Origin of the sequence: Burkholderia sp. ZZQ-2, assembly GCF_050768715.1 — a bacterium.
Classification (GTDB): Bacteria; Pseudomonadota; Gammaproteobacteria; order Burkholderiales; family Burkholderiaceae; genus Burkholderia; species Burkholderia cepacia.
The window spans coordinates 1-13,224 of the sequence record NZ_LDVA01000195.1; the positions used below are offsets into that span (position 1 = coordinate 1).

At 62.6% G+C, this 13,224-nt stretch carries 7 protein-coding genes; all 7 read left to right on the forward strand.

Going from position 1 to position 13,224, the window contains the following annotated elements:
• Positions 1-2,063: type VI secretion system ATPase TssH (tssH, locus tag ABY44_RS13115; protein WP_431641274.1), on the forward strand; the 2,063-nt coding region annotated here is incomplete at its 5' end.
• The gene (gene tssI, locus ABY44_RS13120) at positions 2,060-4,333 is read left to right on the forward strand and encodes a type VI secretion system tip protein VgrG (protein ID WP_060170877.1); all 2,274 of its coding nucleotides are present in this window, start codon (positions 2,060-2,062) and stop codon (positions 4,331-4,333) included. The genes tssH and tssI, both read left to right, overlap by 4 nt.
• A 128-nt stretch (positions 4,334-4,461) precedes the next feature.
• A complete protein-coding gene (locus ABY44_RS13125; protein WP_124544635.1) occupies positions 4,462-5,013 on the forward strand; it encodes a hypothetical protein in 552 nt (183 codons plus the stop codon).
• Positions 5,014-5,029: 16 nt separating this feature from the next.
• Positions 5,030-6,328, forward strand: coding sequence for a hypothetical protein (locus ABY44_RS13130; RefSeq protein WP_060170873.1), 1,299 nt, complete (start codon positions 5,030-5,032; stop codon positions 6,326-6,328).
• Positions 6,325-10,908 (forward strand): RHS repeat-associated core domain-containing protein, encoded by a 4,584-nt coding sequence (locus ABY44_RS13135; protein WP_196487860.1) that lies wholly within the window; start codon positions 6,325-6,327, stop codon positions 10,906-10,908. Before ABY44_RS13130 ends, ABY44_RS13135 begins: the two co-directional genes overlap by 4 nt.
• A gap of 139 nt (positions 10,909-11,047) precedes the next feature.
• On the forward strand, positions 11,048-11,770 hold the full coding sequence (locus tag ABY44_RS13140; protein ID WP_060170869.1) for an SMI1/KNR4 family protein: 723 nt from the start codon (positions 11,048-11,050) through the stop codon (positions 11,768-11,770).
• Between the two features lie 468 nt (positions 11,771-12,238).
• The gene (gene andR, locus ABY44_RS13145; RefSeq protein ID WP_059694801.1) at positions 12,239-13,222 is read left to right on the forward strand and encodes an anthranilate 1,2-dioxygenase regulatory protein AndR; all 984 of its coding nucleotides are present in this window, start codon (positions 12,239-12,241) and stop codon (positions 13,220-13,222) included.
• The last annotated feature ends 2 nt before the right edge of the window (positions 13,223-13,224 follow it).

Genomic DNA, 13,224 nt, shown 5'->3' on the forward strand with positions numbered 1-13,224 from the left:
GCGAGATCGACCCGGTCGTCGGGCGCGACGCCGAGATTCGCCAGATCGTCGACATCCTGCTGCGGCGCCGGCAGAACAACCCGCTGCTGGTCGGCGAGGCCGGCGTCGGCAAGACGGCCGTTGCGGAAGGCTTCGCGCTGCGGATCGCCGCCGGCGACGTGCCGCCGTCGCTGCGCGACGTCGCGCTGTACCTGCTCGACATCGGGCTGCTGCAGGCCGGTGCGAGCGTGAAGGGCGAGTTCGAGAGCCGGCTGCGCGGCGTGATCGACGAGGCGATGTCGTCCGAGCGGCCGGCGATCCTGTTCATCGATGAAGTCCACACGCTCGTCGGCGCGGGCGGGGCCGCCGGCACCGGCGACGCCGCGAACCTGCTGAAGCCCGCGCTCGCGCGCGGCCTGCTGCGCACGATCGGCGCGACCACGTGGTCCGAGTACAAGCAGTACATCGAGAAGGACCCGGCGCTGACGCGACGCTTCCAGCTCGTGCACGTGCACGAACCGGAAGAGGCGGCCGCGCTGACGATGCTGCGCGGCCTGGCCGGAAAGCTCGAGGCGCATCACCGCGTGCTCGTGCTCGACGACGCGCTGCAGGCCGCCGTCACGCTGTCGCACCGCTACATTCCCGCCCGCCAGTTGCCCGACAAGGCGATCAGCCTGCTCGACACGGCCTGCGCGCGCGTCGCCGTCAGCCAGCACGCGGTGCCCGCGCCGATCGAGGATGCGCGCCGCCGCATCGACAGCCTGCGCGTCGAACAGGAACGGATCGGACGCGAATGCGCGCTCGGCACCGGCGACACCGCGCGGCGCGATGCGATCGATCACGACATCGCCACCGCCCGGGCCGAACTCGACCGGCTCGACACGCGCTGGCAGACCGAACGCGACGCGTTGACGGCGATCGTCGATGCCCGCGCGCTGCTGCTCGACGACGACCCGTCGCACGTGCTCGACGCCGACGCGCGCGTCGTCGCTCAAACCCGCCTGTCGGCCGCCCAGCAGGCGCTGGCCGACCTGCAGGGCGATGCGCCGCTCGTGCTGCCCGCCGTCGACACGCACGCCGTGGCCGCCGTCGTCGCCGACTGGACCGGCATTCCGCTCGGCCGGATGGTGCGCGACGAAACGCAGGCCGTGCTGAAGCTCGCCGATACGCTCGGCGAACGCGTCGTCGGCCAGAAGCACGCGGTCGAACTGATCGCCGAGCGCATCCAGACCGCGCGCGCCAGGCTGGACGACCCGAAGAAGCCGCATGGCGTGTTCCTGCTGTGCGGGCCGTCCGGCGTCGGCAAGACCGAAACCGCGCTCGCGCTGGCCGATACGTTGTACGGCGGCGAACACAACGCGATCACCATCAACATGAGCGAGTTCCAGGAGGCGCATACCGTGTCGACGCTGAAGGGCGCGCCGCCCGGCTATGTCGGCTACGGGCAGGGTGGCGTGCTCACCGAGGCCGTGCGCCGGCGCCCGTACAGCGTCGTGCTGCTCGACGAGATCGAGAAGGCGCACCGCGACGTGCACGAGATTTTCTTCCAGGTGTTCGACAAGGGCTGGATGGAGGACGGCGAGGGGCGCGACATCGATTTCCGGCATACGGTGATCCTGCTGACGTCGAACGTCGGCGCCGATCGCGTGATGCAGCTGTGCCGCGATCCCGAGCGCCTGCCCGACGTGCAGACGCTCGCCGATGCACTGCGCACGCCGCTGCTCGACGTGTTTCCCGCCGCGCTGCTCGGCCGGCTGACCGTCGTGCCGTACTACCCGCTCACCGACGCGACGCTTGCGAGGATCGTCGCCCTGCAGTTGCGGCGGATCGAGCAACGGATCGACGCGCATCACGGCATCCGGCTGCGCTGCACCGACGCGGCGACCGCGCTGGTCGTCGAGCGCTGCCGCACGATCGAGTCCGGCGGCCGGATGGTCGACGCGATCCTCACGCATACCGTGATGCCGCGCATCGGCCGCGCGATCCTGCAGGCGACGCTCGAAGGCCGCACTCTGTCGTCGATCGAGCTGGGCGCGGCCGACGGCGAATTCGCATACCGGTTCGACGAGGAGGAGACGACTTGAATCGCGTATTCACACTCGACAGCCCGCACGGCGACGACCTCAAGTTCCATACGCTCGACGGCAGCGACGAACTCGGCCGGCTGTTCGAATTCCGGATCGAGGCGCTCGCCGACAGTCACAGCCTGTCGCTGAAGGACATGCTCGGCAAGCCCGTGACGGTCCGGATCGAACAGCAGGACCTGTCGACGCGTTACCTGAACGGCATCGTGGCGCGCGCGTCGCTCGCCGGCCGGCGCGCCGAGCGGTACTACGGCTACGAGCTGATCGTGCGGCCCTGGTTGTGGCTCGCGACACGCCGCTCCGATTGCCGGATCTTCCAGAACAAGACCGTGCCGGAGATCGTGCAGGAGGTCCTGTCGACGTACGGCTTTCCGATCGAGAGCCACCTGGCGGAGACGTACGTGCCGCGCGATTACTGCGTGCAGTACAACGAGACCGACGCCGCGTTCGTGTCGCGGCTGATGGAGTTCGAGGGGATCTACTTCTGGTTCAGGCACGCCGAGGATACGCATACGCTGATGCTGGGCGACGCGATGTCGTCGCACACGGCGCTGCCCGGCTACGAGACGATTCCGTACATCGCGCGCGACCGCACAGCGATCGCCGACGAGGAGCGCATCGACGGCTGGCTGCCCGCGCAGGAAGTGAGCGTCGGCCGGCACCAGACCACCGACTACGACTATACGAAGCCGCGCGCCGACCTTTCGTCGCAGAAGGTCGATCCGCGTGGGCACGATCACGACAGTTTTGCGTCGTTCGAGTGGCCGGGCGGCTATCGCGACGATGCGCCAGGTGCGCATTACAGCCGCGTTCGGCTCGAGGAGCAGCAGGCCGAGCATGAGCGGGCGAGTGCCGATACCGATGTGCGCGGTGTCGCGCCCGGTTACCTGTTCACGCTCGAACGTTGCCCGCGCGCCGACCAGAACCGCGAATACCTGATCGTGCGGTGCCAGTACCGCTTCCAGGAGAATGCGTATGCGAGCGATCAGGGCGCGGAGGCCGTGGTGCATCAGACGATGATGCTCGTGCAGCCGTCGAGCCTGCCTTACCGGGCGCCGCGCGACACGCCGCGGCCGCGCACCAACGGGCCGCAGACGGCCACCGTGGTCGGGCCGCCGGGGGAGGAAATCTGGACCGATCAATACGGGCGCGTGAAGCTGCAGTTCCGGTGGGATCGGTATGGGCAAAGCAATCAGGATTCGTCGTGCTGGGTGCGGGTGTCGAGTCCTTGGGCCGGGGGCGGGTTCGGTGGTGTGCAGATTCCGCGGGTGGGCGACGAGGTCGTCGTGGATTTCCTGAACGGCGATCCGGATGAGCCGATCGTGACCGGGCGGGTTTACAACGGCGAAAAGATGCCGCCGTGGGGGCTGCCGGGGAGCGCGACGCAGAGCGGGTTGCTGTCGCGCTCGTCACCGGGCGGGACGACCGAGCATGCGAATGCGTTCCGGTTCGAGGACAAGAAGGGCGCCGAGCAGCTCTGGATGCACGCGGAACGGAATTTCGATGCGGAGACGGAACTCGATCATTCGCTTTCCGTCGGGAACAACCATACGCATACGGTCGGGAACGACGAAACGATGCAGGTGAAGAACAACCGGCAACGGAGCGTGGGGCAGAACGAGACGGTGAACATCGGGCAGAACCGGGTCGCGCAGATCGGGGCGAACGAGACGCATGGGGTGACGGGGAACCGCAGCGTGTCGGTCGATGGCAACAGTTCGCATACGGTGACGAAGGGGAATCACAACCTCGCCGTTGTCACCGGTACGCATGACGTCTTCGTCGAGGGGAACAGCACGCATGTCGTCGGTACCGGGTCGTATTCGACGAAGGTCAATACGGGAAGTCACTCCGTCGACGTGGCTCAGGTCGCGTCATTGGCGGCCGGCAAGTATATCGACATGGGGGCCGGAAAAAGCGGCGTGTCGATCAACAAGGATAACGTCGGGGTCCTGATTGGCGGACTCGCGAGCGATGTCGGTGTCGGCATTACCGGTCAGGGCGGCGGTGTCGACATCGCCGGATACGACAAGGGCGTGAGCATCTCCGGCTATGCGAAAGGCGTGACGATTTACGGCGAGAACGATCTCAATCTTTCAGGTAAATCGACCGCCAATCTTCAGGCGCCGACGGTGAATATCGACAACGGTAAGAGCAGCTGCAACGTCAACATCAATGCGACGAAGATCGTCCTGGCGACTGGCGGCGGCTCCATCACGCTCGACGGTTCCGGCGTGACGATCCAGGGAACGATTGCCCACATCAATTGATTTCGACCGGCGGCCTGCCGGTTGCCTGATGGCATGCGAAGCATGGGAGACATTCGATGGAAAACGAATCGGATCAATTGACGGTTGATGAAACGCTCGAAGCGGAAACGGTCGAAGCGCTGCGCCGGTTGTTCGACAACGATCCGGCGCCGGATCGGACAACGCCTGCCGAGCGCCGCGAATCATCGACGATGATCGGCGAAGTGACTGATACGCACCATCCCGATGCGATGGGCCTCATTCGCGTGAAGTGGGCATTGCGGGACGACACGACATGCGAACGCTGGCTCGAATGCGTGGACGGCGTGAAGCCTCGCATCGGCGATCGTGTGCTGCTGCAATCGCCGGCGAACTGGCCCGAGTACCTGATCGCCGGGCTGTTGATGCGGAAAGGGCATGGTGATCCGGTACAGCCGGTGGTCGAGCCCGCAATGGCGCTTTCCCTTGAAGCCGGCAAGTGCGTGCAGATCGCGGATGCATCGGGCTGCCCGCTGCTGCAGGTGCGGGCCTCGCCTGACGGGCCTGTCGTCACACTGCTGAACCGAAACGTGAACATCGAAGTCGCCGGCAAGCTGCGGTTGAGTGCGCAGTCGCTCGAACTGGAGGGCGGGCGAGGCGGTGTCGATATCCGGACCGAGGCGGACACCGTGGTGCGCAGCCGGTACGTGCGTCTGAACTGAGAGGCAGCCTGACGCCATGCATCGCGAATTCGCCGCCATCGAATCTTCGATCGAAGCGTTCATCGATCAACCTGACGATCCGACGTTGTTGATCGAAGCGACCGATAACGACGTCGTGCCGGTTCTCAAGATGATTCAATCGCTCGACGAACGAGTCGGCGATGCGGTATTCCTGAATTTTCCGTTTCCTTGCGACTCTGCCGAAGCGTATTTGCAGACCTGCATGGAGGCACTTGCACGTCAGATCGACGAAGCGAGCAGCGCGCGCGTCGAGCGTGGCGAAACAGGCTGGCTACCGTTGCCGCTGACCTGCACCGATCCGAGGCGCGCGCCGGCAACACGGCTGCGCGATGCCGTCACGCACGTTCGCACGCTGATGCCGGAAGGTACCAAGGTCGTCTGGGCGTGGTTGCCGTCACCGCTCGGCGATTTCGGCGGCTTCGCGAAGTTGGTGCTGCAATGCCTGGCGCTGAACGGCTTTGAGGAATGGATGGAAGGACATCGATTCTGTATCCGTGATGACCGGAAACATCCGTGCCTGATTCCGCTTGCACGCGACAGAAAGGCCGAGCATGTACTGATTCTTCCCGTCGATTTCTCGTCAGAGAAGGCGACCCGCCACCTGGTCGACATTGCGAACGATGCGGCCCATTCGATCGAGCAGCGCATGGGCGCCTTGATGCAGATTGCCGGGATCGACCTTGCGCATGGCAGGCTGCCCGAAGCGCAGCGCAAGTACTACGCGCTCTTTTCATTTCATGCGGAGCGGAAGGATTCGACCGGTTGCGCGGTCGCGTTGCACGGACTGGGTGACGTGGCGTTGCGCCACGGGTCGCCGCGTGATGCGAAGGACTGGTACCTGCGCGCACTGCCGGCAGCGCTCGATGGCCGGAATCTGATGGTTGTGCTCAACGCGTTGATGGCGACGGGGGGCTGTTGCAACACGCTCGGCGAGCACGCAAAGGCGGCGACTTATTTCGATCTGGCGAGCGGCGCAGCCGGCAGGCTGATGCTCGTGCACACGAAGATCGAGGCGATGGAGAAGGGCGGTGTCGCGTTGCTGGCATGTGGGCAGGCGGCGGAAGCCGCGAAAAGCTGGATCGTCGCGAAGGGCTTGTGCGAGCAGTTCGGCTGCGAACGGCAGCGCATCAACCTCCTCGATCGGCTCGTATCGCTTTATGGAAACGCCGGACTGAAAACCGAGGCGAGGGCGTACGAACTCGAAAAGGATCCGCAGCACATGGCCCGGTTGCGGGGCGCCATGACGCCGGGCATGCGCGACACAATGGCGGGAAACGAGAGGGCACGACCGTGAGTGAAACGGCAAGCCGTTTGACGCGTGCGTCCGAGCCCACCGAGAGCCATACCGCGCCTTCTGAATCCAGGACCGACACCGCGTGCGATTCGCTGCTCGGTACGGTCAAGTCGACCTTCGATCCGTTCAAGCAGACGTTCTCGTCGGAAGGCGGCGCAATCCACCATGTCAGCGAGGCGGTGAATGCGCTTGCCTCCGTCCAGAGCATGCCGTCGCAGTTGCTCAATACGGGTATTGCGCAGATCCCGCTGCTCGACAAAATGCCGGGGATGCCGGCTGCGACGATCGGCGTTCCTCATCTCGGCACGCCGCATGCGCATGCCCATCCGCCGAGCAACGGCTTTCCGTTGCCCAGCGTCGGCCTGACGATCGGTAGCGGTTGTTTGAGCGTGTTGATCGGCGGTATTCCGGCCGCCCGCGTGCTGGATATCGGCTATGCGCCGACTTGCGGCGGATTGACGCCTTACTTCGACATTCAGACCGGGTCGAGCAATACGTTCATCGGCGGAATGCGTGCCGCGCGCATGGGAATCGACATGACGCGGCACTGCAACCCGATGGGGCATATCGGAAAGTCCGGTGGGAAGGCTGCGAGCGCTGCGGAGAAAAGCGAAGAGGTGGCGAGCGAGGCGGCGCAGGTGACGGGTCGGGCAAAAGCGTTGGGGAGAGCAGGGAAGGCGTGGTCGGTTGGTAACGCGGCGCTCGGGCCGGCGTCAGGGGCGGCGACTGCTGCTGATGACGCGTCTCAAGGGGAGATCGGCGCGGCGGCAATGATGGCCGCGCAGACCGCCGCGGATCTCGCGTTCATGATGCTCAGCAACCTGATGGGCAAGGACCCTGGTATCGAACCAAGCATGGGGACATTGCTGCTGGGGAACCCGACGGTGTTGATCGGCGGGTTTCCGCTGCCAGACTCGCAGATGATGTGGCATGGGGCGAAGCATGGGATCGGGAAGAAGGTCCGAGGTCGAATGGCAGCCAAGCGGAAAGGAGCCGCTCCGTGCAGGGATGGACATCCCATCGACGTGGTTAGGGGCACCGCAGAGAATGAGTTTGTCGACTTCGAAACGAGGATTGCGCCCGCGTTCAAATGGGAACGCTACTACTGCAGCGGCTGGAATGAGCAGGATGGAGCACTTGGCTTTGGATTCCGGCATAACTTTCAGCACGAGTTGCGTCTGCTGCGCACACGAGCAATCTATGTCGACGCGCTCAACCGGGAATATCCGATTCGCCGGAATGCAGCCGGCCGTTACGAAGGCATCTTCGCCGGCTACGAACTGAAGCAGCAAGACGAGCGTCGCCTCGTGCTCCGTCACGGCCGGCTCGGTGACATGACTTTCGAGCGTGCGAACGAAGGTGACCGCGTGGCCAGGGTCGTGAACCATGTCCGGGATGGTGTCGAGAGCACGCTGGAATATGCCCGCAACGGCGCACTCATGCGCATCGTCCAGGTGGAAGGCCCTGGCCGTCGTCGGCAGTTGATCGACTTCAGCTACGATGACCGCGGTCGTATCGTTGAGGTTTACCACACGGCCCCGCACGGAGAGACGAAGCGTATCGTTCGCTACCGTTACGACATGGCCGGATGTCTGGCGGCATTTACCGATTCCCTCGGCGCGGTGACGTCGCACGGGTATGACGACCGGTGCCGGATGGTCCGGGAAACGGACGCGAATGGTTACTCATTCTTTTACCGATACGACAGCCAGGACCGCTGCGTTGAGAGTAGTGGCCAGGACGGGCTGTGGCACGTAGTGCTCGACTACCAGCCAGGCCGCACCATGGTGACGCGTGCCGATGGCGGCAAGTGGACGTTCCTGTACGACGGGGCGCGGACGGTGACGCGCATTATGGATCCTTATGGGGGGGCAACCGAGCGCGTGACTGGCGACGACGGCCGAATCATTCGCGAGGTCGATTCGGGCGGACGCGTGATGCGCTGGCTCTATGACGGGCGCGGGAATAACACGGGACGCATCGACCGCTGGGGAAATCGCTGGCCGACGAGAGACGAAGCGCCGGCCTTACCCAACCCATTGGCGCACACCGTACCGGCTACGCCGCTCGGTCTGCAATGGGGAGAGGCCAAGCCTACTGAGCTGACAGATTCGGTTCTGCTTCCGCCAGAAATACAGAAAGTTGCGGAATCGCTATTTCAGAAAAACGCATTTTCTCCCAGCGAGCAGCATGATGCCAGGGGCCGAGTCGTTGCTCGTACAGACGAACGCGGTGGAGTTGAGCGGTTCCGGCGCGACGCCGCCGGAAATATTGTGCAACTCTGCGACAAAGACGGACGCGAGCACCACTATGGCATCGCGTCATGGAGCCTGCGCGATAGCGAGACCGATCCATTAGGTAACACCGTGCGATACCGGTATTCGCACAAGCAGGAAATCACGGCTATCGTCGATGCGAACGGCAACGAAAGCACCTATGCGTATGACCTCAAAGGTCGAATGATCAGCGTCACACGGCACGGTGTGGTGCGTGAGACTTACCTGCACGACGTAGGCGACCGGCTGATCGAAAAACGCGATGGGGCCGGCAACGCATTGCTGCGTTACGAGGTGGGCGAGGACGGTTTGCAAAACAAGCGCATCCTTGCGAGCGGCGAAACGCATACCTACGCGTACGACCATAGCGGCAACTTTACCAAGGCGTCGACGGAAAAATTCGATGTCACGCTCACATACGACGCATACGGTCACCGCACATGCGACAAGCGTGATGGACGTGGTATCGAGCACAGCTTCGTTGGTGGACGTCTCGAGAGCACGACCTATTTCGGACGCTTCGTCGTGCGTTACGAAGCGAGTTCAGCAGGCGAAGTCGTGATTCATACGCCGGGTGGACGCGTGCATCGTCTTCAGCGCGCAGCTGACGGCACGGTACTGCTTCGACTTGGCAATCTCACCAATGTGCTGTGTGGGTTTGATGCGGACGGTCGATGCACCGGGAGGCTGAGTTGGCCAGAGGGCGGCACGACAAAGATCCATAGCGTGCAATACCGGTACAGCGCGATGGGCGAGTTGCGGTCCGTGATCGATAGCACGCGCGGCACAACGGAATACCAATACGATGCCACTCACCGGTTGGTCGGCGAGACTTGCGATGGACGGACCGTTCGACGCTTTGAGTACGACCGCGGGGGTAACCTCTTGTCGATGCCGACGTGCCAATGGATGCGCTATGCCGAGGGCAACCGCCTTCTAAGCACCGCGTGCGGTTCGTTTCGCTACAACAGCCGTAATCACGTTGCCGAGCAGATAGACGAACATAACCGTCGTACGACCTATCACTACAATAGCCTCGATCTGCTGACGCGGGTCGAATGGAGCGATCGCCAGGAGATCTGGAGCGCCGAGTATGACGGCCTGTGCCGGCGTATCGTAAAAACGATGGGGCAAGCGCGCACCCAGTACTTCTGGGACAGCGACCGTCTGGCCGCGGAGGTTGCCCCAGACGGCAGATTGAGGATCTACGTCTATGTGAATGAGCTGTCGTATCTGCCGTTCATGTTCATCGATTTCCCGAGCTGCGACGCCGATCCGGAATCCGGCGACGCATACTACGTTTTCGGCAATCAGGTCGGGCTGCCTGAGTGGATCGAGGACGACAAGGCGCGGATTGTCTGGCGCGCCGAAGAGATCGAGCCTTACGGCTCGATTCGCGTAGCAACGGGTAATGCGATCGAGTACGATCCTCGTTGGCCGGGGCATTGGTTCGACGTTGAAACCGGATTGCACTACAACCGGTTCCGATCATACCGTCCAGCCCTCGGGCGCTATCTGCAATCCGATCCCGCCGGACAATCGGGAGGGCTCAACCTGTATGCGTACACGTCGAATCCGCTCGTCGCAGTAGACGTCCTGGGGCTGGACGCGTGTCCAGAACATGGGGGGCAGCCATCCAGCGAGTGCCCCGATTGCGAGAGTAAAGAGAATCCGGGTACGACGGATCGAGATAAAGCTCAGGAAAGGAAGAACAAGGAGATCCGAGCGCTCAACGAACAGATCGCGGACCTGCAGGTGAAGCTCGCCAAACTGGATGCCCACATTCAAGACGAACACGGGAACATGTGGGAAGCACCGCATATCGTGGAGCGCGACAGCATAAATAGCGGGATCGCACGAAGGCAAAAGGATATATCGGAACTGCAGACCGACTTACGCACGCGCACCCCTACAACCGCCCTGACCAACAAGGTGAATAAAGGCGTCAGATTCGGGATGGACGACCCGGCTTTCCCGGCTTCATCGGGAATGAAGATCACTCAAAGACTCCATGCCGATCATATCGTCAGCTATAAGGCAATCACCAACATGGACGGCTTCTGGGACTTGACCGTTGAGAACCAGATAAAGGTATTGAACTACGAGGACAATTTTGTTGGCCTCAGTGCGCCGGCAAATGAGTCGAAGGGGAGCAAAAGCTTTGAAGAGTGGACAAGGTACGAGAAGGGCAAGGTTGATGTTGACCCGGAGTTTCGCGAAAAGATGATGGAGCAGGAAAAGAAATTGCGTCCTAGGTTGCAACAATACATCCATCAATTGCTTGGCGAACAGCGTGCCCAGTAGCATTTGCCATACATATACCAATCCGGGACTGAGCAGGGAGCGCGCTCATGCTCGACGCCGCAATGCCGTAGCGACCGTTGTGGAAACCCAAAGCGCAGCAAAGCAGAAGACGATGGGCATAGAAAGGAGCGTTCGAGAAATGGACAAGAAAGCGGTGCTCGCCAAACTGGAATGGTTCATCGACTCACCGAAGCTTGCGACTACGCCGAACGAAGTGCCGTCGCGAGCCAACGTGCCGGAGTCGTGGTTGAACATCCTGCAGTGCAATCCTCGTACCAAGCGAGACGCTGTGCTTGAAGGTTTGAGGGGATTCGTGGCCAATGTCCCGTCAGTCGAGCACTTCGTGCGAACCCGGTTGCAAGATGTGCTGATCCTGTTCCAGAGCGAATCACCATCTCTTCTGTACGTCTATACCGCCGATCGAGGAGATATCAACTTCTTCGAAGGTCGCCTTCCAGCCCAAGAGGCCGTACCCGAGCAGCTTTGTGGCGTTTGGCAATCGGTGCCACGAGACCTGCGGCGGTTTTACTCTGAGGTCCACGATGGCTGGACTTTTCTCGCTTCTAACGCAATGGGACCGCTACCGCTACGCGATTGGTGTCCGCTTTCGGCGAATCAGTTCGATCTGAGCCTCGACACCATAGCCCGGATGCCAGTTGATCCTCAACAGGTCATCACGGTTTTCCACAACGGGGCGGGTGACTATTTGTGCTTGAACTTTGCTGCTCGCAGCAACGACGGCATTGCGTCCGGGCTTATCTATTGGCATGAAAGGCCTACGGAGCCTGATTTTGTGGACTTTTGGCCAGCCATGAACACTTGGCTCGGCATTTTTCTGGAGAATGCCGATCCGTACCCGTGAGGGCCGCAGGGCAAGGTCACCACGCGGGCCAAGTCCGGAAGCGAAGCCAGTCGAACAAGTTCAGAACGGCTTGGAATGCAACTAGACGTGACCATGTGGAACCAATTCGATCGGTTGACGTGCTCGAATGGGCAACAAATTGGGAGTTCAAGATCGTCGCGAACCTTCTTAGGGCGGCGGGCGATTCTTTAATTTTACATAACGTGAATTATCGGTAATTTGTGTGTGGGTCCCAAGTTCAGATGTCGCGTTTGGGGGTGCGTAAGCTGTTCGACCTCCGCTCACCATCCAGCCGGTAAACGCAACCGCACACGGCCACCTGTCCAATTCCCGCAAGTATCCAGAGGCCGTTACTGGCCGTTTTATTGACCTTGCTGCAAACGTGTACAGTGGACGTGACCCGGAACACCGCGGCGATCGTCCGACATCGCGCCCCGGGTTTCCCCGCATACGCAAAGAAGATTCGCCATGTCCAATGCTTCCTTGCCGATCGAGCCGACCCAGCTCCGTCGATACCGCTATTTCGAGTCGGTCGATATCGACGACACGCGGGAACGGATCGCCGCGGTGCTGCAGCCGCATCGACTCATCCCGGGCAGCTCGCGCGGCGGCTATTCCGCGTACATGGACTACGTGCGGATCGACAGTGTCGGGTTCGGCACGATCGGTTACGACGTCGCGATGGGCGTCGATGCCGGCGAAATCGAGGATTACTATCTCGCGATCCTGAGCCTCGGCGGCTATGCGGACGTGAGCGTCGGCGGCCGGCGCATGATCGTCGGGCCGGCGCAGGGTGTCATCGTGAGCCCGGCCAGCCATTTCGGTGCCACGTTCTCTCGCGACTGCGAGCAGTTCTTCGTGCGCGTCGACAAGCACGCGATCCTGTCTCACACCGGCTACGACCATCTGCAGATCGAGCCGGTGCTCGACCTTTCCCGCTCCGAACTCTTGCCGTGGCTGATGCAGTTGCGCGTCATGACATCGTCGCCGGAGACCGTCGCGCTCGCGCAGCGCGACCGCCGCATCGCGCTCGAATTCGAGCGGCTCGTGATCTCGCTCCTGCTCGCCGGCCAGCCGCATCACTGCCAGGCGCGATCCGGCGGAACGGCGCTCGTGCCGCGCACGGTCAAGCGCGCGGAAGCCTATATCGCCGAGCACGCGTGCGAGCCGATCACGCTGGCCGATATCGCGCTGGCGGCCGGCGTGCCCGTGCGCACGCTGCTCGACGGGTTTCAACGCTTTTCGCGCGGCAGCCCGATGCAGCTGGTCCGCGAACGTCGCCTCGAACACGCACGCGACCGATTGCGGCAAGGCCGCGACACCGATCGCGTGGCCGACGTGGCGCTCTGTTGCGGCTTCGCGAATCTGGGCCGATTCGCCGCCCTGTACCGCGAAACGTTCGGAGAATCGCCGTCGGATACGTTGCGGCGCGCGCGCCAGTCCGCCGCCTGAGC